Source organism: Modestobacter sp. URMC 112 (genome assembly GCF_053502575.1).
This window is the reverse complement of the sequence record NZ_CP199957.1, coordinates 997,161-1,020,019: the sequence shown is the minus strand read 5'-3', so window position 1 is coordinate 1,020,019 and position 22,859 is coordinate 997,161. Positions and strand designations below refer to the sequence as shown.

Genomic DNA, 22,859 nt, shown 5'->3' with positions numbered 1-22,859 from the left:
TCGGGACGGGGCCGACGGCGGGACCCTGCAGGGGGCCGTCGGCGCTCGGAGCCTCAGCGCTGGTCGAGGTGCTGACGGGCGGCACCCAGCAGGGCGGCGGCCACCCGGTCCAGGGACGGCGAGCGCAGCTTCCACTGCTGCCAGTGGAGGACGACGTGCACGCCACCGGCCGGGTCGAGCGCGACCAGCCGTGCGTCGTCCCCGGGGACGAGCTGCAGGTCAGGGACCATCCCCCAGCCCAGGCCCAGCCGCACCGCCTGGACGAAGTCGACGGACGAGGGCACGAAGTGCTGCGGCGGGTGGACCGGGACGTCGGTGCTGGCGCGCAGCCACTCGTGCTGCAGCTCGTCGCGCCGGTCGAAGACCACGACCGGTGCGGCGGCCAGCGCCGCCGTCGTCACGCCGTCGGGGAACCACCGTGCGACGAACGCGTCGGTGGCCATCGGCCGGTAGCGCATGCTGCCCAGCCGGGTGGCGCTGCAGCCGGGCACCGGGTCGGGCTCTGCGGTGACCGCGCCCACCACGGTCCCGTCCCGGAGCAGGGCGCTGGTGTGCTGCTGGTCCTCCCGGCGCAGGTCGAAGGCTATCTCCCCGGCCAGCGGGGCGAGCGCCGGCAGGACCCAGGTGGCCAGCGAGTCGGCGTTCACCGCTATCGGGACGACGACCGGACCGCCGTCGGTGACCGGCGCGGAGTCGCCCAGCTCGCGGACGGTGTCGGCGGTCAGCAGGTCGACCTGGCGGGCCAGCCGGAGCACCGCCTCGCCGGACGGCGTGGGCCGCACCGGGCGGCTGCGGACGAGCAGCACCCGCCCGGTCGCCGACTCCAGGGCGCGCAGCCGCTGGCTCACCGCCGACGGGGTCACGTGCAGCACCCGGGCGGCCCCGTCCAGGCTGCCCTCGGACACCGCCGCCTGGAGGGCGCGCAGCTGCGCCAGGTCGAGCTCCATGAAGACACGCTAATGCAGCGTGAGCAAGTGAAGCTGGGCTTTCGCAGCGTCCCTGCCTAGCGTCGATACCGTGATCCCCTCCCCGCTGCTCGCGGCCGCCGCCGGACTGGGGCTCGGGTTGTCCCTGATTGTCGCGATCGGGGCACAGAACGCCTTCGTCCTCCGCCAGGGGCTGCGCACCGAGCACGTGTCGGCGGTGGTCGCCGTCTGCGCGCTGTCCGACGTGGTGCTGATCATGGCGGGCGTGGCCGGTGCCGGAGCGCTGCTCGACCGGGAGCAGTGGCTGGTGCCGGTCGTCTGCTTCGCCGGCGCGGCGTTCCTGCTCGGGTACGGACTGCTGGCCGCGCGGCGCGCCGTGCGGCCGGCGGCGCTCCAGGCCGGTCCCGGAGGCGTGGCCACCGGCCTGGCCGCTACCGTGGCCACCTGCCTCGCGCTGACCTGGCTCAACCCGCACGTCTACCTGGACACCGTGGTGCTGCTGGGCTCGCTGGCCAGCACCTACGGCGACCAGCGATGGTCGTTCGCCACCGGGGCCGCCGTCGGCAGCATCGCCTGGTTCACCGCCCTGGGCTTCGGCGCCCGGCTGCTCCGGCCGGTCTTCGCCCGGCCGGCCGCCTGGCGGGTGCTCGACGCGACGATCGCGGTGGTCATGGTCGCGCTGGCCGTCTCGCTCGCCGTCCGTGGCGTCCGTGGCGACTGACCCCTCGGCTCCGGTCTCAGCCGCCGTCCTCCGCAGGGAGGAAGCTCCAGGTCTCCCGCGCCGGGGCGGCCGCCCGGCCGGTCGGACAGGCGGCGCGGAAGTCGCACCAGCTGCACTGCTGCCCGGGCACGGGTGGGAAGGCCTCGTCCACGTCCGCGCCGCCGGCCAGCGCCTCGGTGGCGGTGCCGATGTCGGCGGCGATGTCCTCGGCCCGGCGGACGTGGTTGGCCAGCGACCGGTCGGTGTGCTCGAAGGCCGCGACGGTGCCCGAGGGCAGGTGGTGCAGCTCGACCCGGTTGCACGGTCGTCGCAGCGTCCGGCGCACGCCCAGCACGTAGAGCGCGAGCGCCGGTGACCCGCGGGCCTCGTCCTCCGAGCTGGGCTGCCGGCCGGTCTTGTAGTCCACGACGACGAGCTCGTCGCCGCGCCGGTCGATCCGGTCGACCCGCCCGGACAGGGCCAGCCGCTCGGTGGTGGCGCCGACGGTCCGCTCCGTGCCGACCGGTTCCTCGGCGGGGTCGAGCCCGGCGACGTAGTCGGTGAGCCAGACGGCCGCCCGGGACCTCCACCGGTCGGCCTGCTCGTCGTCCCGGAAGCCCGCCCGGGACCAGACTCCGTACAGCAGCTGCCGGGCCGCGGCCGGGGTGCGCCGCTCGACCGGCAGCTCCCACCACGACCGCAGCGCCGCGTGCACCGCCGCCCCCACGGTGTTGTGCGCCCACGGCGGCCCCTTGGGCGGCGAGGGACGGTCCACGTAGGCGAACCGGTAGCGGCGCGGACAGTCGGCGAAGGTGGCCAGCTTGCTGGGGGTGCAGGCGAACAGCCGCGCGGGCATGCCCGGCATCTCCAGCTGCGCGCTCACCGCCGGCCGCCGTCCCCGGTGGTCACCGCGCCGTCCCGCACCCCGGTCGTCTGCACGCCGCCACGGTAACCGGGGGCACCGACAGGTCCCGCCGGTCACCCGGTCAGCGGCGCGCTGCCCGTCCCCGCGGCCAGCAGCGCCTCGTACTGCTCCGGGTCCGTGGTGCAGGCACCGATCGGCGTCTGCTTGTTGCTGCCGTGGTAGTCGCTGGACCCGGTGGTCAGCAGGCCGTGCTCGGCGGCCAGCCGGCGCAGGTGCGCCCGCTCCTCGCCGGTGTGGTCGGGGTGGTCGACCTCGAGGCCGAGCAGCCCGGCGCCCACCATGGCGGCGACCGCCGCGTCGCCGACCACCCGGCCGCGCGAGCGGGCCAGGCCGTGGGCGAACACCGGGACCCCGCCCGCGGCCCGGACCAGGGCGATCCCGTCGAGCACGTCGGTGTCGGCCTTGGCCGCGTAGTAGGGGCTGCGGTGGTGCAGCAGGTCGGCGAAGGCCTCGTCCACCGAGGCGACGACGCCGGCCTCGACGAGCGCCCGGGCGATGTGCGGCCGGCCGACCACGCCGCCGGCGCTGCGCTCGAGGATCTCCGTCCACACCACCGGGTGGCCGTCGGCGGCCAGTGCGGCGACGATCCGCTCGCCGCGGGTGAGCCGCTCCTCGCGCAGCCGGGCCCGCTCGGCCACGAACGCGGGGTGCAGCGGGTCGAACAGGTACCCCAGCAGGTGGACGCTGATCGGCGGCTGGTCGTCGGGGAACCAGCGGCAGGACAGCTCCATGCCGGGGACCACCGTCAGCCCGGCCGGACGGGCCTCCTGCGCCGGACCCCATCCGGCGGTGGTGTCGTGGTCGGTGAGCGCGACGACGTCGAGCCCGGCCGCGGCGGCGGCCGCCAGCAGCCCGGCCGGGCTGTCGGTCCCGTCGGACACCGAGGAGTGGGTGTGCAGGTCGATGCGCACGCACCCACCCTGCCCCACTCCCCGCCGGAGCACCCGGCGGCTCCGGCCCGCCGGCCGCGGTCGGGCCGCCGGGCGCGGGGGCTCAGTCCTCCGGTCCGCCGTCGGGTGGCACGCGGGGGATCGGCGCGGTGTCCCGCTGGCCGGACCGGGACGGCGGCGGCGGCGGGGGCGGCGGTGCGCTGCGGGCCCGGCCGCGCCGCCCGGTCCGCGGAGGGGGCCGGCCGTCCGTCGACCCGGTGCCGTCCTCGTCGTCGACCGGGTTGGTGGAGGCGTCGGTGCCGAACATCAGCTGGCTGAGCTTCCGGTAGAAGACGTCGGGCTGCGGGACGAAGTCGATGACGTCCAGGCCCTGGTCCTGGCCGGCGGACTCGAACCGGAAGGTGCCGTAGCCGAGCACCTGGCCGAAGAGGGTCTCCTGGTAGGTGAGGTCGGTGATCCGGCGCAGCGGCATCATCGCGACCCTGCGGATGATCACCCCGGAGGTCAGCAGCACCCGTCGGCGGGTGATCAGGAGGTGCCGGACCCGCCACTCGGCGACGTAGAGGCCCAGGTACCCCAGCGCGCCCAGCGCGACGAGCAGGCCGGCGCCGCTGCTGACGGAGTTGGTCGGGTCCAACTGCAGGACCCAGACGCCGGCCAGCAACGCCGGCACGCCGCGCACCGCGGGGCGGGAGAGCACGGCCCAGTGCCGCCGGGTGGCGATCACCGGCGGCTCGTCGTCCAGCAGGTACTTGGCTGCGTCCCTGCCCCACCGCGTCTGCCGGGTGCGCGGCTGACGAGGGTCGGGCTCCTGCGGGCTGGTCTCCCGCGAGGGACCGGGCACGATCCGGCTAGGCCAGCGAGCCCACGAAGGCCGCCAGCGACGAGGCGGCGTCACCCAGCGCCTGCCCGGCGCTGCGGACGATCTCGGCCGAGGACTCGGGGGCCTTGATCACGTAGAACACCACGAAGGCGATGGCCAGCCAGGTGAGGACCTTCTTCAGCACCGCACCGTTCCCTTCGTGCGCTGGTCACGACGGACGCGGGCTCGTGCACGCGGCGACGCCACGACCGGGCGGGTCGCGACACATGAGTAACAGACGCCTCTCCCGTCGCGCACGCGCCACGCCGGGTCCCCGGCGTGCCGTGACCGCCCGGTGACCGGGCGGTCGGTCAGCGACCGGGCAGCAGGTGCTCGCTCGTCGGCCCGAGGGGCAGGTCGGGGTAGACCCGGTCGCGCAGGTCGAGCAGGCCGAGGTCCTCGGCGAGCAGCCAGGCGGCCGAGGCCGGGAAGGTGACCAGCCACAGCCAGACGCCGTAGGCCTCCCCGACGAAGGCGGCGCGGTCGTCGCCGGTGGGCACCGGCCACAGCGGCGCGCGCTGCCCGGCGGCCCGGACCGCCGCGGCGGAGGGCCCGTCGATCAGCTCGCCGGGGTCCACGCCGGGGAGTCCCGCGTAGCCGCAGCCCAGCCCGGTGCCCGGCTCCTCGGCGACCAGCAGCAGCTCGGCGGAACCGCCCAGCGGAGCCGGACCGGCGCAGGCGACGACGATCGCCCGGGCGCCCGGCTCGCCGCCCCAGGCCAGCCCGGTCACCGCCCAGTCGGTGGGCATCGGGTCCGGGACCCAGGCCGGCACCCGGGCGTCGGCGCAGACGGCGCTGATCGCGTCGTGCGCCACGACGACGGTGTGGTGGAGCGGGGTGACCGCGGCGTGCAGGTGACACCACCCCTCGGCCGTGGACCCAGGACGGACCACCAGCACCTCGCCGCAGCGAGGGCAGACCGGGGACACGCTCATCGCCGCTCACCGTCCTGTTCCGGCGGGTCCACGTCAAGCACCGATTACCGCAGGGCCCGATCGCGGCGACCGGACGAGCGGCCGTAGCCTCGCCCGGTGCCCGAGAGACCGGTCGAGGTGCCGTGCGTGGGCGCGGTCGTGCACGACGACCGCGGGCGCCTGCTCCTCGTCCGGCGCGGCAACCCGCCCAGCCGGGGGCTCTGGTCGGTGCCCGGCGGACGGGTCGAGCCCGGGGAGTCCGAGCTGGACGCCGTCGTCCGCGAGGTCGCCGAGGAGACCGGCCTGCAGGTGTCCGCCGGCGCGCTGGTGGGCCGGGTCCGGATCCCCGGCGACGGCGTGGTCTTCACCGTCGCGGACTACGCCTGCTCCCCCACCCGACCCGGTCAGATGCCGGTGGCCGGGGACGACGCCGCCGACGTCGCCTGGGTGGACGCCGCCGGGCTGGCGACGCTGGCCTGCACGCCGGGACTGGTGGCCGCCCTCACCGGCTGGGGCGTGCTCCCCCGCTGAGACCCCGGCACCCGGCCGCGACGGCACCGCGCGCTCAGCGGCGGATCGGCTCGGGACGACCGGGCTGCTCGCCGCCGCGGCTGTCCCCGTAGGAGCGCTTGGGGACCATGACCTTGCGGCGGAAGACGCAGACGACGGTGCCGTCCTGCTTGTAGCCGATGGTCTCCACGTACACGACGCCGCGGTCGTCCTTGGACCGCGACTCCGTCTTGTCCAGCACGGTGGTCTCGCCGTAGATCGTGTCCCCGTGGAAGGTCGGGGCCACGTGCCGCAGCGACTCCACCTCCAGGTTGGCGATGGCCTTGCCGCTGACGTCGGGGACGCTCATGCCCAGCAGCAGCGAGTACACGTAGTTGCCGACGACGACGTTCTCGCCGAACTCGGTGGTCTCCCCGGCGAAGTGCGCGTCCAGGTGCAGCGGGTGGTGGTTCATGGTGAGCAGGCAGAACAGGTGGTCGTCGTACTCGGTGACGGTCTTGCCGGGCCAGTGCCTGTAGACCGCGCCGACCTCGAACTCCTCGTAGTACCGGCCGAACTGCATGGCTGCGCTCCCGCGGTCGACGGATCCAGGTCCTGCGGTCGGTGCGCCACGGGTCACCGGCAGGAGGCGACGGCACGGGGCGAGGGTGACCGGGATGGAGGGGCGCCGATCCTACGATGGGCGGGTGCAGCTGCAGTCCCCTCCTGACGCGCCGGCGGAGCCCGACGTCGTCGGGCTGTCGAGAGCCGGCCGGCTGTCGCGTCTGACGGCCACCGTGGCGGTGCTGGTCGCGCTGCTGGCCGGGACGCTGTGGGGCACCGACGCCGACTTCCCGTTCGGCCCCTTCAAGATGTACTCGACCCGCGCCGACCCCGACGCGCCCGTGGTCTCGACCCGGGTGGTGGGGGTCACCGCGGCGGGTGAGGAGGTGCGGCTGTCCGGCGGACAGGTGGGCCTGCGCCGCGCCGAGTTCGAGGGCCAGCTGCCCCGGTTGCAGGCCGAGCCCGAGCTGCTGGGCCTGCTGGCCGGCTCCTACACGGAGCAGCACCCCGGTGGACCCGAGCTGGTCGAGGTGCAGGTCGTCCAGCGCCGGTTCGAGCTGCGCGACGGCGCGCGGACCGGCGCCTACGAGGACACGGTGCTGGTCGCGCACGAGCTGGACGGGCAGCCGTGAGCGCGGCGCTGGACGCCCTGCCGGCGGACGACTCCCCGGAGACGACCCGGGTCCCGCCGTTGACCGCCCGCTGGTGGTTCCGGCCGGTACCGCTGGCCCGGATCGCGGTGTTCCGGGTCATCGCCTACCTGTTCGTCCCGGTCGACGTCTTCCTGACCACCGCCTGGGTGCGCGCGCACGCCGACGTCCCCACCGCCTACTACCAGCCCCTGCGCATCGGCGAACTGCTGCACCTGCCCGTCCCGACGGCGACGGTCGTCGTGGTGGTCCAGTGGGCGCTGGTGGTCGCCGCGCTCGCGGCGGCCACCGGCCGTGCGCCGAGGCTGCTCGGCCTGGCCGTCTTCGTGCTCTACGCGGAGTGGATGGTCATCGCGATGAGCTACGGCAAGGTGGACCACGACCGGATCGCCTTCCTTGTCGCCCTCGCCGTGCTGCCGACCGTGGGTCGGGCCCGGTTCCGCGACCGGCGCTCGTCGGAGGCCGCCGGCTGGGCGATGGCCGCGGTCTTCGTGACGGTGATGCTCACCTACTTCCTGGCGGCCTGGGCGAAGATGCGGTTCGGCGGCTTCGACTGGGCCACCGGCTCCACGCTGACCCGGGCCGTGGTGCGGCGCGGCACCGACCTGTCGACGTGGACCCTCGAGGTGCCGTGGCTGCTGTCGGCGGCGCAGTGGGTCATGCTCGTGCTGGAGTTCGCCGCGCCGCTCATGCTCCTGGTCCGCACCGACCGGGCCCGCGTCGGCCTGGTCCTCTTCCTGCTCGGCTTCCACGTCATGGTCTACGCCGGCGTCACGATCATCTTCCTGCCGCACTGCATCGCGATCCTGTCGATCCTGCCGTGGGAGCGGCTCACCACCGCGCGGGGCGCGGTGTCCGGAGGCGGCCCCCGGCACCCGGTGCCCGCCGTCGGGACCGGCTGACCGCGGAGCCCTCGGCCGCGCGACACCGTCCCGCCGCCGGCCGCGGTCAGATCATCGCCCCGATCCGGGCGGCCATCTCGGTCTCGTGCTGCTGATAGGCCGCCGCCACGCTGTTCAGCAGCTGCCCCATGCCGGTGAGCGCCTCGCTGACCCCCTGGCTGGACAACCGCCACTTCTCGTACAGCTCGCTGAACTGCACCGCCGCCTGGCTGTCGGTCCAGCCCTCCAGCACCGAGCTGTTGATGCCGCTGGACAGCGTGGCGTGCCGTGACGTGGTGTCCGCGGCCTCGCTCGAGCACCGTCCGGCCATGGTGTGCAGCGTCGCGATGTCGACCCTCATGACTCCTCCTCCGGTCCGGGGACCTCCCGGTCGGGTCGACGCTAGGCAGCCCCGGCCGGCCGGGCGGGTCCGCTGTCCACAGGAGGGGCCGCCGTCCACAGGTCGCCGCCGGTCGTCGTGCCGCGGTCCCGCGGACCTGAGGATCGACCCGTGTCCCCGACGTCCGCGCCGACCCACGGCCCTCCGACCCGTGCCGCCCCCGCCGGCCCGCTGGTCCCGGACGGCGGGACCCGGAGCTGGACGCTCTGGTCCCCCGGCGGGCCGGTCGACGTCGACGTGGACGCGCCCGACAGCAGCACCCTCGGCGAGGTGCTGGCCGCGCTGTCCCCGGTTCTCGGACTGCCGGCCGGGTCGCTCTGGTGCGGGTCCTCGCCGCTCCCGCCCGCGACACCGCTGTCCGCGGCGCCGCTGCGGCACGGCGCCGCACTCGGCGTCGACCGGGCCGGTCCCCCGACCGGGGACCGCGACACGGAGGCTCCGGGCCGCGTCGGGGACGGTGCCCTGGAACTGCACGTCGTCGGGGGCCCCGATGCCGGGCGGGTGGCGCCCCTGCGGCAGGGCGACCTGGTGATCGGGCGGGGTGCCGCGGGGCGTCTCCCGCTGACCGACCCGGACGTCTCCCGGCGGCACCTGCAGGTCGGTGTCCGCGCCGGGCGGGTCACCGTGGCCGACCTCGGGTCCTCCAACGGCAGCGAACTGCGGACGTCGACCGGGACGTCGCGGCTGGGCACGGCACCGGTGCCCTGGCCGGTGGGCGGGGTCGTGTCGGTGGGCGCGAGCGCCGTCCGGTTGACCGGCCCCTCGGGCGTGCCGCTGGACTGCCGGCCGGCTCCCGCCGGCCGGGTGCGCGTCTCCCCGGTCCCGGCACCCGGCCGGGCCGCCCCCGAGGTGGTCGTCCCGTTCCCGGCCGCGCCGGCGGAGCGTCCCCGGCGCCGGCTGGGCTGGGTGGCCGTCGCCGTGCCGGCGGTCGCCGGCCTGCTGATGGCCTGGGTCCTGGCGACCCCGCAGTTCCTGTTCTTCGCACTGCTCGGTCCGGTCGTGGCCGTGGGCGGCTGGCTGTCCGACCGGGTGTCCGGGAGACGCGACCGCCGCCGGTCGTCGAGCGACCACCGCGCGGCGCAGGAGGCTGCGGAGACACGGCTGACCGCCGCGCTCGCCCGGGCCGCCGCCGACCTGGACGAGGCCCATCCCGATCCGGCGGCACTGGTGGTGGCCGCGCGGCGCCGGTCGAGCCCGCTGTGGTCCCGGACCGGTACCGGCCGCGGACCGGTCGTCGTCCGGCTCGGCCTCGGCCCGGGTCCGACCTCCGTGCTCCGGTCGGCCGCCGACGGAGCGCGCGAGGTGGTGACCGCGGCCTCCGTGCCGGTGACCGTGGACCTGGCGGCGAGCGGCGGTCTCGGCCTGGTGGGCCCCCGAGCGCCCACCGCCGGTGTGCTCCGCGGGCTGCTCCTGCAGCTCACCACGCTGGTGCCCCCCGGCCTGCTGCGGGTGGTGGTCGCCGCCTCCGCCGGTCACGCCGCCGACTGGCGGTGGACGACCTGGCTCCCGCACGTCGCCGGGTTCGCCGTCGGCGGGGACGGCGACCGCACCGATGACCTCGACGCCGCCCTGCTGGCCCTGCTCGCCGAGTCGGCGACGACGGAGCCCGGCGCGAGCCCGGTCGCCGCGCGCCCGGTGACGGTCGTGGTCCTGGACGCACCCGTGGGGCCGGAGACGGCGGCGGCCCTGACGGCCGCGGACGACGTGCTCTGCCTTGCCCTGGCGGAGTCGCGCAGCCGGCTGGCCGTACCCGCCGCGGCGACCGTCACCGTCACCGGGGAGACCGGCTCGCTCGGCCGTCTGTGGCGACGTGGCCAGGCGACCGACCGCGAGCTGGTCCTGGACCCGGTGCCCGAGACGGTGGCCGCCGACGCCGCCCGGTCGCTCGCCCCGCTCGCGCCGCCCGCCGTGTCCGGCGGCCTGCCCGACAGCTGCCGGCTGCGCGACGTCCCGGCGGAGGGCCTGCGCGTCGACCCCGCGGTCGGTGCCGTCTCGGGCAGCTGGCGCCGGGGCCGCGGCGAGCTGCTGTGCGTGCTGGGCGAGGACACCTCCGGACCGGTCACGCTCGACCTGTGCGCGCAGGGGCCGCACGCGCTCGTCGCCGGGACCACCGGTGCGGGCAAGTCCGAGCTGCTGCAGACACTGGTGACCAGTCTCGCCCTGCACCAGCCGCCGGACCGGGTGTCCTTCCTGCTCGTCGACTACAAGGGCGGAGCCGCCTTCGCCGACACCGCCGCACTGCCGCACACCGTCGGGCTGCTCACCGACCTGGACTCCCGCTCCACCGAGCGGGCGCTGCGCTCGCTGGTCGCCGAGCTCACCCGCCGCGAGCGGGTCCTGGCCGGCCACGGCGTCCGGGACGTCACCGAGCTGGCCGCCGACGTCGCGCTGCCCCGGCTGGTCATCGTCGTCGACGAGTTCGCCACGCTGGCCGAGGAGCTGCCCGGCTTCGTCAGCGGACTGGTCGGCATGGCCCAGCGGGGGCGGTCCCTGGGCGTGCACCTCGTCCTGGCCACCCAGCGGCCCTCCGGGGTCGTCAGTCCGGAGATCCGGGCCAACTGTTCACTGCGGATCTGCCTGCGCACCACCGACGAGACCGACTCCAGGGACGTGCTCGGCAGTCCGCTCGCCGCCTTCCTCCCGGTGCGCCGGCCCGGACGCGCCTACCTGCGGGCCGGCAGCGCTGCACCGCGGTTGTTCCAGGTGGCCCGGGTCGCCGGCGGTCCCGGACGCCGTACCGCCGGGGTCCGGGTCCGTCGCCGGTCGTGGCCACCCGCGCCGGCACCCGACACGACGGCACCGGCGGACCCGGCGACCGGGCGGGCCCGGCCGGCCGGGGAGCTGGCGGATGTCGTCGCCGCGCTGCGGATCCGCGCCGCGGCCGAGGGGCTCGACCTCCCGCCCCGCCCGTGGTTGCCGCCGCTGACCGACCGGCTCCGGGCGGAGGACCTGGACCCCGGGGACGGCGGCCGCCCCGCGGACACCGCGCTGGCCATCGGTCTGCTGGACTCGCCGGACACCCAGCGCCAGCGCCCGCTGGTGCTGGACCTGGCGGTCGGCGGCGGCTGGCTGGTCGTGGGAGGGCCACGGAGCGGGCGGACGACCGCCCTGCGCACGGTGCTGCGCGAGGCGGTCCACCGGCTGCCACCCGGCCGGCTGCAGGTGCACGTCCTCGACGGCGGCGGCGGGGGGCTCGCGGCGGAGGCAGCCCGGCTGGCGCACACCGGCACGGCGGTGGGCCAGGACGACCCCTACCGCAGCGAGCGGCTGGTGGCCCGGCTCCAGGACGCCGTCGACCGCCGTCGAGCCGACGGGCCGTCCGGCGGTCCGCACCTGCTGCTGCTGGTCGACGGCTGGGAGGGTCTTGCTGCGCAGCTCGACGAGATGGACCCCGGTGGCGGGTCGAGCGGCTTCCTGCGGCTGCTCCGCGACGGCGCCGCCGCCGGACTGACCTGCGTCGTCACCGCGGACCGGGCGGTCCCCGGCAGCCGGCTCGCAGCCGCCGCGTGTACCCGGCTGGTCCTCCCGCTGCCCGACCGGGCGGACTACGCCGTGGCCGGCGTCCCGCCCCGGGCCGTCCCGAGCACTCGCCCGCCCGGGCGGGCCGTCGTCGGTGAGGACGCCGAGGAGTGCCAGCTCGCCCTCCCCCGCGAGTGGGGGGACTCCGGTTCGGGACCGGCCACCGACCCGGCCGGTCCCGCCACCGCCGATCCGGCCATCTCCACCGCCGATCCGGCCATCTCCATCGTCACCCTGCCGGCCGACCCCGTCCTCGACCTGGCGGAGGCGGGCGGGGGCAGCGGCGGACTGTGGCTGGCGATCGGCCCCGGGGACGACGACGGCCGGACGATCGGGGTCGACCTGCTGCGCAGCGGCGGCCTGCTCGTCGTGGGGCCGCCGGGCAGCGGACGCACCTCCGCCCTGCGGGCGTTCACCGCGCGCTGCCGGCACGCCGGCGCCCGGGTGCTGCAGCTCGGCGGCCCGGGATCCGGCCGTACCGCCCGGCCCGACCCCGACCGTCCCGGCAACGCGGACGGGGCGACCGCCGACGTCGGCGACGTCGAGGCACTCCACGTCTGGGCGGCCGCGGCGGGCCGGCCATCGGTGGTGGTGGCCGACAACGTCACCGCCCTCCCCGATGCCATGGCGGACGCCGTGGCGTCGCTCGCCGGCCCGGGCCGGGAGCTCCTGGTGCTGGCCTCCGGCGGCGCCCCCGACCTGGCGGGCGCGTTCCGGGGTCCGACGGTGACGCTGCGCCGCAGCCGCACGGCGCTGCTGCTGCGGCCCACGGCGGCGGACGGGCAGCTGCTCGGCATCCGTCTGCCCCGGACCCCGCTGCCGCCCCGCCCGGGGTCGGGCTGGCTCGTCACCGGGGGGAGCGCCCGGCGGGTGCAGGTGGCCCGGCACCGGGTGGCGGGCGCTGCTCCGGGTCGTGCGGCCGCGGGGCCCGTCGACCCCGCGGACGTCGGATGAGCCGCTCAGAGCAGCTCGAGGACCGGTCCGATCTCCTGGGTCGCGTACCAGGCCAGTTCGTGGCCCTCTGCCTGGTCGACCACGAACTGGGCGTCGTCGCTGCCCAGGTCGGCCTCGAGGACCACACCGACGGCCCGGGCGACGTCGGCCTCGGCCTCGGCGACGTCGACGTGCGCGCTGGCCACGGCCGCCAGCGGCAGGTCCACCCGCACCCGTGCGGCACCGGCGTCCGCCGCGTCGTCCTCGATCGGGGTGACCGCGGTGTCCGGCACGTCCGCGGCCAGCACCACCCGGCGGCGGGCCGCGGTGGGGTCGACGTCGATCAGCCGGAGGCTCGCCCGCGCCGCGGCCAGCAGCGCGGCGTACTCCAGCTCCTCGTCGGTGTCGCTCAGCGGGTAGTGCTCGCGCAGCTGCGGCGTCACCGCGAAGACGGTGAACGGCGCCTCCAGCCGGCCCTGGTCCAGCAACCGCTGCAGCACGGTGGTCGTGGCCGGCAGGTACACGCGCACCCCGGTCGCCTCCCTCAGTCGTCGGACAGCGGACACAACGCCGGGCGCGCCGAACCCTTCCCGGCACCCTCCCTGGCTCCCCCGCCCGCGCTCCTGCCGGGCCCGTGCCGGCAGTCACGGTCAGGAGGCGGTCTCGACCAGGAAGGCGACCTCCTGCTCGATCAGGTCGGCCAGCACGTGCACGTCGCTGATGCTGTCCCGGTCGGCGTTGAGCCCGACGAACACGGTGCCGTCGTAACTGGTCAGCCCGATCGCGAGCCCCTGTCCCTTGGCCAGCGGGACGACGGGGAAGACCTCCACCATCCGCGCTCCCCCGGCGTACCGCGGCGTCTGGGGGCCGGGGACGTTGGTGACCACGAGGTTGAACAGCCGGCGGGACAGCCCGCTGGCAGCCCGCGCCCCCAACGCGTGCAGCGTCGGAGGGGCGAACCCGGACAGCGCGCTGAGGGTGTCCGCGCCCACCGACTGGTTGCTCTGGGTCAGCGCCCGCATGGCGTAGCTGATCCGCGCCAGCCGCACCCGCGGGTTGGGTTCCCCCACCGGCAGGTCCAGCAGCAGCGAGGAGACGGTGGTGACGTCCTCGTCGTCGCCACGTACCGAGACGGGCACGAGGGCCCGGACCGACGTCGAGCCCACCACCGGCTCGCCACGGGACAGCAGCCACTCCCGCAGTGCGCCGGTCACCACGGTGAGCAGCACGTCGTTGACGGTGCCCCCGTGTGCCTTGCGGACCACCTTGATGTCGTCCAGGGCAGCGCGGGCGACCGCGACCCGCCGCTGCCTGCCGATCGGGGCGTTGAGCGGGCTGGTGGGGGCCGGCCGCACGGCGGTCCGCGCGGCGGCGGTGAGCAGCCCCCCGGCGACCCCGACCCAGCGCGAGGCGGTGGCCCGCACGTCGCCGGCAGCGGTGCGGGCGGTCTCCAGGACGGCGGTGGGCCGCCGCAGGTACTCCTCCCACGCCTCCCACACCAGGGCCACCGAGCCGGGCGCGCGCCGGGGTCGCCAGTCGTCGGTGTCCGGCGCGGTGGCGGCCTCGGCGTCCGGGCTGCTGTCCAGGATGACCTGGCCGATGTCGATCGCGCTCATCCCGTCGACCAGCGCCGGGTGCGTCTTGGTGACCACCGCGCTGCGGCCACCGGCCAGCCCCTCGACCAGGTACATCTCCCACAGCGGGCGGTGCCGGTCCAGCGGCCGGGCGGTGAGCCGGGCCACCAGGTCGAGCAGCTGCTCCTCGGTGCCCGGGCGGGGCAGCGCCGACCGCCGGACGTGGTAGCTCACGTCGAAGTCCGGGTCGTCCACCCAGACCGGGTTCGCCAGGTGCCCCGGCACCTCGAGCACGCGCTGCCGGTACCGCGGGACCAGCGGCAGCCGGGCCCGGACCAGGTCGACCAGCGCGTCGTGGTCCAGCACCCCGGCGGGGCACTCGAGCACCAGCACGCCGCCCACGTGCATGGGCGTGTCCGGGTCCTCCAGGTAGAGGAACGACGCGTCCAGTGCGGTCAGCCGTTCCACCACGTGGTCCTCCTCGCTCGCGGGTCCCTCACGCTACGTCCCCGCGGCGGGGCGGGGGCACCCGACCGGTTGCGCCCGCCACCGTGCCCCGGCCGGGCCGCTCAGCGGCGTCCGCGACGGCCTCGGCGGGCGGGCTCCGGGACGTCGGCGAGCTGCGCGGCCAGCCCGCGCAGCGCGGTGCGCAGCACCGAGCCCGGGGCGACCTCGGCGAGGGTGCGGCCGGCGGCCAGCGCGGCGTCGGTGGCCCGGCGGTCGGCCGGCAGGAAGGCGTGCACCGGCTGCCCGGTGAAGCGCTCGAAGGCGGCGGCGATCTCCTGCCGCGGGTCCCCGGGCACCGGCCCCCGGCGCAGCTGGTTCACCACGACCAGCGGCTGGACGTCCGGCAGCACCTCGCGCAGCTCCGCCAGCGCGCGGACGGTGCGCTGCAGCGCCACCGGGTCGGCACCGCTGACGCACAGCACCTCGTCGGCGGCCTCCAGCAGCGCGAGGGTGGCGCCGTTGCGCCGGGGCGCCGCGGTGTCGAAGGACAGTTCCTCGTCCTCCTCCAGGCTGAACGAGCAGTCCAGCACGGTGAGCGCGGCCAGCCTGCGGGCCTGCTCGACCACCGTCGCGACGGCTGCCGGCCGCAGCTCCGGCCAGCGGTCGGCGCGGGCCAGTCCGGTCAGCACCCGCAGCCGCGGGTGCACCGACCAGGCGAGCCGGGTGAGCGCGGCGACGTCCAGGGCGCCGCTCCCGGCCTGCCGGGCGGCGGCCGCGATGCCCGGTGACTCGTCGAGCAGCCCGAGCACCTGGGCCACCACGCCGCCGTAGACGTCCGCGTCGACCAGCAGGGTGCCGACGCCCAGCCGGGCCGCCTCGTCGGCCACCCCCACCGCGACGGTGGTCCGCCCGGGGGCGCCGGTCGGGCCCCAGACGGCGACCACCCGGCCGGGTCCCGCCGGAGGTGCCGCGGGCTCCGCCGGGAGGCCGAGGGCAGGCAGCGCGGTGCGGGGGTCGGCGATGTCGCGCCCGGGCACCACACCGCCGCTCACGGCGTCCCGGAGCGTCCGGGCGATCACCTCCGGAGACGAGTCGGCCGGCAGCACCCGGGCGACCCCGAGCTGGTGCAGCCGGTCGGTCGCCGGCTCGTCGCCCGGCTCGACCAGCCCGACCACGGCCACACCGGCCGCGGCCAGCCGCGCGACCGCGGCCCCGTCGAGGCGACGCAGGTCGGCCGACAGCAGCGCCGCCTGCCCCGTCCCGGTGGCTGCGGCCGCCAGCAGCTCGGCGACGTCCACGCAGCGCCGCACCACGGTGACGCCGTGGTCGTCGCGGTCCAGGGCGCCCACCAGCTCGGACTCCCAGGCGGCTCCGGTGACGGCGGTGAAGACCTGCAGGGCCATCAGCCGGTGGGCCCAGCCGGTGCGCCCGCCGGAGGCACCGCGCCCGGCAGCGGAGCGGCGTCCACGTCGTCCCGGACCACCACGACCAGGCCGCGCCCGCCGATGCTGGCCAGCACGCCGGCGGCCTGCTCCGCGGGGACCGCGACGACGACCTGGAGCGTGGTGGTGGCGGTGGACAGCACCCCGTCGCCGCGCCCGGACACCGCCTGGACCGGAGCCGCGGACACCACCAGGTCGACGGCGGCGCCACCGGCACCGGTCGCGCCCACCGCCGGGTCCGCCACGGCGTAGACGTCGACGAGTCGGCCGCGGTCCAGGCCGGGCGGCACGTAGCCGGCCTGCACCGGGAGGGCCAGCTGAACACTGCCGGTCGGCTCGTCCAGCGCCGACCGCGGCAGCAGCTCCCCCGCCCGGACGGCACGGGTGAGCACCCGCCCCTCGGGCCGGGTGCTCGTGGCGAGGTAGGCCGGGGCCACGTCGTCCAGGCGCACCGGGACGGCGACCAGGTCACCGTCGGCGAGGACGGTGCCCTCGGACAGGTCGGTGGACGCGGCCCACACGGGGACCGTGGCGTCCGCTGCGGTGAGCACACGGGCGCCCACCAGGACCGACCCGAGCACCAGCAGCACACCCAGGACCAGACGCAGGTCCAGCCAGCGCGGCGGTCCGACCCGACGCGGACGGGGACCGCTGGGTGCGGGGTCACCGCCGGTGGGGCGACCGACCACCGTCGGCGCGCCTCTCGACACGGTCATCCCTGCACTCCCGTCCACCCGCGTTCGATCCCCGGCGACGCCGGCGGCTGCCCGTCGCCGGGTGCGGAGGGAGATCATGACCGAGCCGCGGACCTGCGCGCACCGGTTGTCCACACCTTCGGGTGGCGGGACCGGCCCGGACCGGGCGGCTGACAGACTGGCCGCACCTTCGACGGAGACGGACACCTGATGGCGACCCAGCGGTTCCTGACGCTCGACGACGTGGCCGAGATCCTCGCCGTCTCGTGGTCCCAGGCCTATGCGCTGGTCCGCCGCAAGGAGCTGATCGCCATCCAGATCGGTGGCCGCGGTCAGTGGCGGGTGGAGAAGGACGAGCTGGAGCGGTTCATCCAGCAGAAGTACGCCGAGGCCCGGGCCACCCCGGCCGAGCAGGCCGCCGACGGCGAGCGGGTCCCCGACGAGCACGAGGTCGACCGCACCCGCTGAGCGCGGCCGCCGGTCGGACGCGCGGCCTCAGTCCTCGGCGGGTCGCGCCGTGCGGACCGCAGCGACGGCGTCCAGGAGGACCGCCCGCACCCCGGTGACCGCACCCCGGCGCCGGAGGACGTCGAGGGGGTGCTCCGCCAGTTCCACGAAGTCCGCGCCCACCCGGTCGACCGTCCCGGTCAGCACCGTGCCCTCGTCGAGCAGGCGGGAGACGACGGCCCGGTCCCGGGCCAGCCCCCGCATCGCCCGGCGCAGGTCCAGCCGCCGGGCCACCTGACCCATCTCGCCGACCGGTGTGGTGACCGCGGCCAGGCCGCCGACCGCGCGCACCGCTGCTGACGCGACCAACAGCTCCCGGCCCGCCGGGTCGACGAGCAGCAGCCAGTCGACCCCCACCTCCAGCAGCCGGCCGCTCAGCTCACCCACCCCCCGGCAGGTGAGGGTGACCGGTCGGCCCTGCGCTCCGCGCAGCCGGTCGGTCAGCAGCAACCGGCCGTACTCGGCCCGGGACCGGGAGGCGGCCTCGGCTGCGTCGTCGTCCGGGGACTGGCCGGCGAACTGTGCCTCGAGGTCGGCGAACAGCTGCTCCCAGCGCACCGGACCAGGCTAGCTGTCCACAAGTCCTTGCGTTTGGTTGCGTTTGATGCGGTTGGTGGTGTTTCGTCACACCGTCGAGGAGGTGGGCATGTCACTGGGGCGCTGGACGGCGACGTCGGTCGTGATGGCGGCGGTCGCCTGGGCGCTCGCGGGGCTGGGTCCGCAGAGCGCCCGGGCGTGGGCAGCGGTCATCGCACCGCAGGCGCTGGTGGACGCCGCCGGCGTGGACGCGCTGCTGGTCCCGGTCGCCGCCGCGGCAGGCTGGGCCTGTTGGGCCTGGGGTGTCCTGGGGCTGGTCCTGACCGCGCTGTCAGCACTCCCCGGGGCAGTCGGCCGGACGGCCGACCTGCTGCTGATGGCGCTGCTGCCGGCAGGGGCGCGACGGCTGGCCGCCATGGCCGTGGGGCTGACCGTGGGCGCCGGGGCGCCGCTGTCGGCCGTCCCCGCCGTCCCGGCGCTGGACCCGGGGACGGCGGTGCTCACGGCGGCCGCCGACCACCGACCCGCACCCGACGACCTGACGTCCACGACGGGGGCCGGGATCGGAGGCCCGGTGGCCGACTGGCCCGCCGGCCGGGCCGAGGGCCCGCCGGTCGGCGCCGAGGGCCCGTCGGTCGGCGCCGAGGCGGACGAGCCGGACGGAGGCGGGCCGCCGGACTGGCCCGCACCGCCGACCGCCACCCCGTCGAGCCCGGCACCGGCTCCCGCCCCGAGCCAGGCCCCGGCCGGCCCGGCAGCGGACCAGCACGTCGTCCTGCGCGGGGACTGCCTCTGGGACATCGCCGCCGACCGGCTGGCCGCGCAGCGTCCCGGCGCCCCGGTCGGCGACGCCGACGTCCTGGCCGCGGTCCACGCCTGGTGGCAGGCCAACGCCGGGGTGATCGGTCCCGATCCCGACCTGCTGCTGCCCGGACAGGTGCTCAGCGCGCCCCCTCTCGCCACGCCTCGTCCCGCCGCACCCCGGTGAGACCCGCCCCCGGCGCGTCCCCCGTGCCCGCCACCACCACCGACAGGAGGCTCGCCGTGAGTGCCCCCCTGGCCCCGGCCCCCGTGCCCGCCGGCGACCTGACGTCCGCCGCGTCGCCGGCCGCCACGGATCCCCGACGGTCACCGCTGCGGCTCACCGTGGTGCGGACCCCTGGGCCGCCGGCCGTCCAGCCGCGGGGTCCCGTCGCCCTCGTCGTGCCGGGGCGCTACCCGGATCGGCAGGCGCCGCCGCCGGGTCCCCGGCCGAGGATGGACGCCCCGGCCCAGTTCCCCGGGGTCGACCCGGAGTTCGGCCCCAGGCACACCCGGCGGACCGAGCTCCCCGAGGCCACCGGTGCCGGACGGCGGCTGGTGACCCTGGCCCTCGAGGCCTTCGCCGGACGGCGGCCGATCGCCCAGCTGCGGCCGGTCGTCACCCCGGCGCTGTTCGCCGCGTTGAGCTCAGGGCGACGTCCCCGCTGGTGCGCGGAGGGCACCGCCGCGCTGGCGGTGACCTCGGTCCGGGTCTGCGAGCCGGTCGACGGGGTCGCCGAGGTCAGCGCCGTGGTCCGGCGGAGCGGCCGGGCGCATGCCGTCGCGGCGCGGCTCGAGGGGATCGACGGGCGCTGGCGCTGCACCGCCCTGCAGGTGGGCTGACCCCGCAGACGGTCCCGGAGGCGGAATCCCCGCCCGGGGCTCCTGGTCAGCGGCCTCGCTGCAGGAGCCCGCCCTGAGCTCGCGAGGCAGGCCCGGCTGCAGGGGCCCACCGCGAGCCCGCGAGTGGTGGGGGGCAGCCGGGTCCTTCCACCTTTCTCAGTGCCCGGCGGCGCCGTGGCACTGCTTGTACTTCTTGCCCGAGCCGCAGGGGCACGGGGCGTTGCGCGGGGTCTCCTTGGTGCCGGTGACCGTGGCCGACTTGGCGGCCTTGGAGCGGCCGCCGTCCTTCGCCGAGGCGTCCAGGCTGGGAGCGCTGTAGGTCAGCGCCTCCTGCTTCGGCGCCTCCAGTCCCTTCACCGCCAGCTCCGGGCCGGTCCCGGTGCTCGACGCGGCCGGCGCGGGGCCGTCCGTGGCAGGCGCGGGGGCTGCCGCCGCGGCGGGCCGGCGGACCCGGCGGGCGGTGCCGGCCTGAGCGGCCGCCGGCGCGGGCGCTGCCGCCGGCGCGGTCGGAGCCGTCGCCGGCGGCGGCGCGGCCCCGTTGCCGTTGCGGTTGCCGACCGGAGCTGCCGACGGTGCGGGAGGGGACGCCTGAGCCGGGGCTGCTGGCGTCGCCGGAGCCGGAGCCGGCGGCGCCGCAGCGGCCTGAGCCTGGGCGGCCTGGGCGGCGGCAGCCTGAGCGGCGGCGGCCCGCTGGCGGGCGAGCACCCGCTCGGTGCCCGCCTGCGCGGCGGCCAGCGCGGCCGCCTCGGTCTCGGCCTGCTTCGCCGCGGCCTCGGCCGCCTGCTGCTCGGCGGTCTTGACCTCCAGGTTGAACAGGAAGCCGACCGACTCCTCCTTGATGCCGTCGAGCATCGCGTTGAACATGTCGTAGCCCTCGCGCTGGTACTCCACGACCGGGTCCCGGTTGGCCATCGCGCGCAGGTGGATGCCGGCCCGCAGGTAGTCCATCTCGTAGAGGTGTTCGCGCCACTTGCGGTCCAGCACGGACAGCAGCACCCGGCGCTCCAGCTCCCGCATGACCTCCGACCCGAGCGCCTCCTCGCGGGCGGCGTAGGCGGCGTGCACGTCGTCGAGCAGCTCGGACCTGAGGACGTCGGCGGTCAGCGCGGCCTGATCACCGTCGGCGACCCGGTCCAGCAGGTCCTGCCGGTCCAGACCGACCGGGTAGAGGGCCTTGAGGCCGGTCCACAGCTTGGCCAGGTCCCAGTCCTCGGCGTAGCCGGTCTCGGTGGCGCCGTCGACGTAGGCGCCGATGACGTCGTCCACCATGCTCTGGACCTGGACGTGCAGGTCCTGGCCGTCGAGCACCTTGCGGCGCTCGTCGTAGATGACGGTGCGCTGCCGGTTGAGGACCTCGTCGTACTTCAGGACGTCCTTGCGGATCTCGAAGTTCTGCTGCTCGACCTGGGTCTGCGCGGACCGGATGGCGCGGCTGACCATCTTGGACTCGATCGGCTGGTCCTCCGGCACCCGCAGCGTGTTCATCATCGACTCGAGCATCGGGCCGTTGAAGCGCCGCATCAGGTCGTCGCCCAGCGACAGGTAGAAGCGGGACTCGCCCGGGTCGCCCTGGCGCCCGGAGCGGCCACGCAACTGGTTGTCGATCCGCCGGCTCTCGTGCCGCTCGGTGCCCAGCACGTACAGGCCGCCGGCCTCGGTGACCTCCTCGTGCTCGGCCGCCACCTGCTCGCGCGCCTTGGCCAGCGCGTCGTCCCAGGCGGCCTCGTACTCCTCCGGGGTCTCCGCCGGCGACAGACCGCGGGCCCGCAGCGCCTCGTCGGCGAGGAAGTCGGGGTTGCCGCCCAACTGGATGTCGGTGCCGCGACCGGCCATGTTGGTGGCGACGACGACCGCCCCCAGCCGCCCGGCCTCGGCGATGATCGCCGCCTCCCGGGCGTGGTTCTTGGCGTTCAGCACCTCGTGCTTGATGCCCTTGCGGAGCAGGAACTTCGACAGCAGCTCGGACTTCTCGACGCTGGCGGTGCCGACGAGCACCGGCTGGCCGGCCTCGTGCCGGTCGGCGATGTCCTCGACGACGGCGTCGAACTTGGCCTTCTCGGTCTTGTAGATGACGTCGGCGCGGTCCTCGCGGACCATCGGCCGGTTCGTCGGGATCGGGACGACGCCCAGCTTGTAGGTCTGGGACAGCTCGGCGGCCTCGGTCTGCGCCGTGCCGGTCATCCCGGCGAGCTTGTCGTAGAGCCGGAAGTAGTTCTGCAGGGTGATCGTGGCGAGGGTCTGGTTCTCGTCCTTGATCTGCACCTTCTCCTTGGCCTCGATGGCCTGGTGCATCCCCTCGTTGTAGCGCCGTCCGGCGAGCACGCGGCCGGTGAACTCGTCGACGATGAGGACCTCGCCGTTGCTGACGATGTACTGCTGGTCGCGGTGGAAGAGCTCCTTGGCCTTCAGCGCGTTGTTCAGGTAGCCGATCAGCGGCGTGTTGGCGGCCTCGTAGAGGTTCTCGATGCCGAGCTGGTCCTCGACGAACTCGACGCCCTCCTCGGTGATCGCCACCGTCCGCTTGGACTCCTCGACCTCGTAGTGCCGGTCGCGCTTGAGCAGCGGGGCGATGCGGGCGAACTCGCCGTACCAGCGGGCGCTGGTCTCGGCCGGGCCGCTGATGATCAGCGGCGTGCGGGCCTCGTCGATGAGGATGGAGTCGACCTCGTCGACGATGGCGAAGGCGTGCCCGCGCTGGACCAGGTCGGCCTTGGACCAGGCCATGTTGTCGCGCAGGTAGTCGAAGCCGAACTCGTTGTTCGTGCCGTGCGTGATGTCGCAGGCGTACTGCTCGCGGCGCTCGACCGGCTTCTGACCGGACAGGATCGTGCCCACCGACAGCCCGAGGAAGCGGTGCACCCGCCCCATCCACTCGGCATCGCGCTGGGCGAGGTAGTCGTTGGTGGTGACCACGTGCACGCCGGAGCCGGCCAGGCCGTTGAGGTAGGCCGGCAGCACACCGGTCAGGGTCTTGCCCTCACCGGTCTTCATCTCGGCGATGTTGCCCAGGTGCAGCGCGGCACCGCCCATCAGCTGCACCTTGTAGTGGCGCTGACCGAGGGTCCGGGTCGCGGCCTCCCGGACGACGGCGAAGGCCTCCGGGAGCAGCACGTCCAGGCTCTGCCCGTCGGCGTAGCGCTCCTTGAACTCGTCGGTCTTCGCGCGCAGCTCGGCGTCGGTCAGATCGGTGACCTCGGGCTCGCGGGACTCGACCGCGTCGGCGATCTTCGACAGCCGTCGGACGATCTTGCCCTCACCGGCACGCAGGATCCTGTTGAACACCACGGCCCCAGCGTAGGCGGCGGAGCTGTCAACGGTCCTCACCCGACCGACCCGGTGCGCCGGGGGCCGTAGCGTGCG

22 protein-coding genes are annotated in these 22,859 nt (G+C 76.0%); 8 read left to right on the top strand and 14 right to left on the bottom strand.

Going from position 1 to position 22,859, the window contains the following annotated elements:
- Positions 1-53: 53 nt before the first annotated feature.
- A complete protein-coding gene (locus ACWIX6_RS04910; protein ID WP_448615724.1) occupies positions 54-947 on the bottom strand; it encodes a LysR family transcriptional regulator ArgP in 894 nt (297 codons plus the stop codon).
- Between the two features lie 70 nt (positions 948-1,017).
- Here ACWIX6_RS04910 and ACWIX6_RS04905 point away from each other — a divergent pair, with 70 nt between their 5' ends.
- Entirely contained in the window at positions 1,018-1,647 is a 630-nt protein-coding gene (locus ACWIX6_RS04905) for a LysE/ArgO family amino acid transporter (protein WP_448615723.1), read from the top strand.
- 16 nt (positions 1,648-1,663) lie between these two features.
- On the opposite strand, the gene ACWIX6_RS04900 is transcribed toward ACWIX6_RS04905, so the two are convergent.
- The 5 genes from ACWIX6_RS04900 to ACWIX6_RS04880 form a co-directional block, all read right to left on the bottom strand.
- Positions 1,664-2,509, bottom strand: coding sequence for a RecB family exonuclease (locus ACWIX6_RS04900; protein WP_448615722.1), 846 nt, complete (start codon positions 2,507-2,509; stop codon positions 1,664-1,666).
- A 95-nt stretch (positions 2,510-2,604) separates the two neighbouring features.
- Entirely contained in the window at positions 2,605-3,462 is an 858-nt protein-coding gene (locus ACWIX6_RS04895) for a PHP domain-containing protein (RefSeq protein ID WP_448615721.1), read from the bottom strand.
- Positions 3,463-3,544: 82 nt separating this feature from the next.
- Complete coding sequence (locus tag ACWIX6_RS04890) at positions 3,545-4,285, bottom strand: PH domain-containing protein (protein WP_448615720.1); 741 nt, start codon at positions 4,283-4,285, stop codon at positions 3,545-3,547.
- Positions 4,286-4,292: 7 nt separating this feature from the next.
- Positions 4,293-4,448: a hypothetical protein gene (locus tag ACWIX6_RS04885; RefSeq protein ID WP_179653873.1), complete on the bottom strand. Its 156-nt coding sequence runs from the start codon at positions 4,446-4,448 to the stop codon at positions 4,293-4,295.
- Between the two features lie 166 nt (positions 4,449-4,614).
- Positions 4,615-5,238 carry a DUF6758 family protein gene (locus tag ACWIX6_RS04880; protein ID WP_448615719.1) on the bottom strand — a complete coding sequence of 208 codons (624 nt, stop codon included), beginning with the start codon at positions 5,236-5,238 and terminating at the stop codon, positions 4,615-4,617.
- A 96-nt stretch (positions 5,239-5,334) separates the two neighbouring features.
- Between ACWIX6_RS04880 and ACWIX6_RS04875 the strand changes: the two genes are divergently transcribed.
- Positions 5,335-5,748 (top strand): NUDIX domain-containing protein, encoded by a 414-nt coding sequence (locus tag ACWIX6_RS04875; RefSeq protein WP_448615718.1) that lies wholly within the window; start codon positions 5,335-5,337, stop codon positions 5,746-5,748.
- A 34-nt stretch (positions 5,749-5,782) separates the two neighbouring features.
- Here ACWIX6_RS04875 and ACWIX6_RS04870 read toward each other — a convergent pair whose 3' ends face one another.
- Positions 5,783-6,289: a MaoC family dehydratase gene (locus tag ACWIX6_RS04870; protein ID WP_448615717.1), complete on the bottom strand. Its 507-nt coding sequence runs from the start codon at positions 6,287-6,289 to the stop codon at positions 5,783-5,785.
- 124 nt (positions 6,290-6,413) lie between these two features.
- Between ACWIX6_RS04870 and ACWIX6_RS04865 the strand changes: the two genes are divergently transcribed.
- Entirely contained in the window at positions 6,414-6,902 is a 489-nt protein-coding gene (locus tag ACWIX6_RS04865; RefSeq protein ID WP_448615716.1) for a hypothetical protein, read from the top strand.
- A complete protein-coding gene (locus tag ACWIX6_RS04860) occupies positions 6,899-7,822 on the top strand; it encodes an HTTM domain-containing protein (protein ID WP_448615715.1) in 924 nt (307 codons plus the stop codon). The genes ACWIX6_RS04865 and ACWIX6_RS04860 overlap by 4 nt, the downstream gene beginning before the upstream one ends.
- Positions 7,823-7,868: 46 nt before the next feature.
- On the opposite strand, the gene ACWIX6_RS04855 is transcribed toward ACWIX6_RS04860, so the two are convergent.
- Positions 7,869-8,162 carry a WXG100 family type VII secretion target gene (locus ACWIX6_RS04855; RefSeq protein WP_448615714.1) on the bottom strand — a complete coding sequence of 98 codons (294 nt, stop codon included), beginning with the start codon at positions 8,160-8,162 and terminating at the stop codon, positions 7,869-7,871.
- Between the two features lie 150 nt (positions 8,163-8,312).
- Here ACWIX6_RS04855 and ACWIX6_RS04850 point away from each other — a divergent pair, with 150 nt between their 5' ends.
- Complete coding sequence (locus tag ACWIX6_RS04850; protein ID WP_448615713.1) at positions 8,313-12,674, top strand: FtsK/SpoIIIE domain-containing protein; 4,362 nt, start codon at positions 8,313-8,315, stop codon at positions 12,672-12,674.
- A 5-nt stretch (positions 12,675-12,679) separates the two neighbouring features.
- Here ACWIX6_RS04850 and ACWIX6_RS04845 read toward each other — a convergent pair whose 3' ends face one another.
- The 4 genes from ACWIX6_RS04845 to ACWIX6_RS04830 all read right to left on the bottom strand — a co-directional run bounded on the left by ACWIX6_RS04845 (position 12,680) and on the right by ACWIX6_RS04830 (position 16,832).
- Positions 12,680-13,183 (bottom strand): DUF6912 family protein, encoded by a 504-nt coding sequence (locus ACWIX6_RS04845; protein WP_448615712.1) that lies wholly within the window; start codon positions 13,181-13,183, stop codon positions 12,680-12,682.
- Between the two features lie 120 nt (positions 13,184-13,303).
- Positions 13,304-14,698: a WS/DGAT/MGAT family O-acyltransferase gene (locus ACWIX6_RS04840; RefSeq protein ID WP_448615711.1), complete on the bottom strand. Its 1,395-nt coding sequence runs from the start codon at positions 14,696-14,698 to the stop codon at positions 13,304-13,306.
- Positions 14,699-14,796: 98 nt separating this feature from the next.
- Positions 14,797-16,077 carry an AAA family ATPase gene (locus ACWIX6_RS04835; protein ID WP_448615710.1) on the bottom strand — a complete coding sequence of 427 codons (1,281 nt, stop codon included), beginning with the start codon at positions 16,075-16,077 and terminating at the stop codon, positions 14,797-14,799.
- Entirely contained in the window at positions 16,077-16,832 is a 756-nt protein-coding gene (locus ACWIX6_RS04830) for an SAF domain-containing protein (RefSeq protein ID WP_448615709.1), read from the bottom strand. Before ACWIX6_RS04830 ends, ACWIX6_RS04835 begins: the two co-directional genes overlap by 1 nt.
- 189 nt (positions 16,833-17,021) lie before the next feature.
- On the opposite strand from ACWIX6_RS04830, the gene ACWIX6_RS04825 reads away from it, so the two are divergent.
- On the top strand, positions 17,022-17,279 hold the full coding sequence (locus tag ACWIX6_RS04825; protein ID WP_448615708.1) for a helix-turn-helix domain-containing protein: 258 nt from the start codon (positions 17,022-17,024) through the stop codon (positions 17,277-17,279).
- Positions 17,280-17,306: 27 nt separating this feature from the next.
- Here ACWIX6_RS04825 and ACWIX6_RS04820 read toward each other — a convergent pair whose 3' ends face one another.
- Entirely contained in the window at positions 17,307-17,876 is a 570-nt protein-coding gene (locus tag ACWIX6_RS04820; protein ID WP_448615707.1) for a hypothetical protein, read from the bottom strand.
- Between the two features lie 88 nt (positions 17,877-17,964).
- Between ACWIX6_RS04820 and ACWIX6_RS04815 the strand changes: the two genes are divergently transcribed.
- Both ACWIX6_RS04815 and ACWIX6_RS04810 read left to right on the top strand, forming a co-directional pair.
- Entirely contained in the window at positions 17,965-18,843 is an 879-nt protein-coding gene (locus tag ACWIX6_RS04815) for a LysM peptidoglycan-binding domain-containing protein (RefSeq protein WP_448615706.1), read from the top strand.
- Between the two features lie 56 nt (positions 18,844-18,899).
- On the top strand, positions 18,900-19,499 hold the full coding sequence (locus ACWIX6_RS04810; protein ID WP_448615705.1) for an Rv3235 family protein: 600 nt from the start codon (positions 18,900-18,902) through the stop codon (positions 19,497-19,499).
- Between the two features lie 156 nt (positions 19,500-19,655).
- Here ACWIX6_RS04810 and secA read toward each other — a convergent pair whose 3' ends face one another.
- The gene (gene secA, locus ACWIX6_RS04805; protein ID WP_448615704.1) at positions 19,656-22,784 is read right to left on the bottom strand and encodes a preprotein translocase subunit SecA; all 3,129 of its coding nucleotides are present in this window, start codon (positions 22,782-22,784) and stop codon (positions 19,656-19,658) included.
- Between the last annotated feature and the right edge of the window lie 75 nt (positions 22,785-22,859).

Coding starts and splice junctions, on each gene's coding strand:
- ACWIX6_RS04910 (WP_448615724.1), bottom strand. CDS start 947: ATGGAGCTCGACCTGGCGCAGCTGCGCGCCCTCCAGGCGGCGGTGTCC.
- ACWIX6_RS04880 (WP_448615719.1), bottom strand. CDS start 5,238: ATGAGCGTGTCCCCGGTCTGCCCTCGCTGCGGCGAGGTGCTGGTGGTC.
- ACWIX6_RS04870 (WP_448615717.1), bottom strand. CDS start 6,289: ATGCAGTTCGGCCGGTACTACGAGGAGTTCGAGGTCGGCGCGGTCTAC.
- ACWIX6_RS04855 (WP_448615714.1), bottom strand. CDS start 8,162: ATGAGGGTCGACATCGCGACGCTGCACACCATGGCCGGACGGTGCTCG.
- ACWIX6_RS04835 (WP_448615710.1), bottom strand. CDS start 16,077: ATGGCCCTGCAGGTCTTCACCGCCGTCACCGGAGCCGCCTGGGAGTCC.
- ACWIX6_RS04830 (WP_448615709.1), bottom strand. CDS start 16,832: ATGACCGTGTCGAGAGGCGCGCCGACGGTGGTCGGTCGCCCCACCGGC.
- ACWIX6_RS04825 (WP_448615708.1), top strand. CDS start 17,022: ATGGCGACCCAGCGGTTCCTGACGCTCGACGACGTGGCCGAGATCCTC.
- ACWIX6_RS04815 (WP_448615706.1), top strand. CDS start 17,965: ATGTCACTGGGGCGCTGGACGGCGACGTCGGTCGTGATGGCGGCGGTC.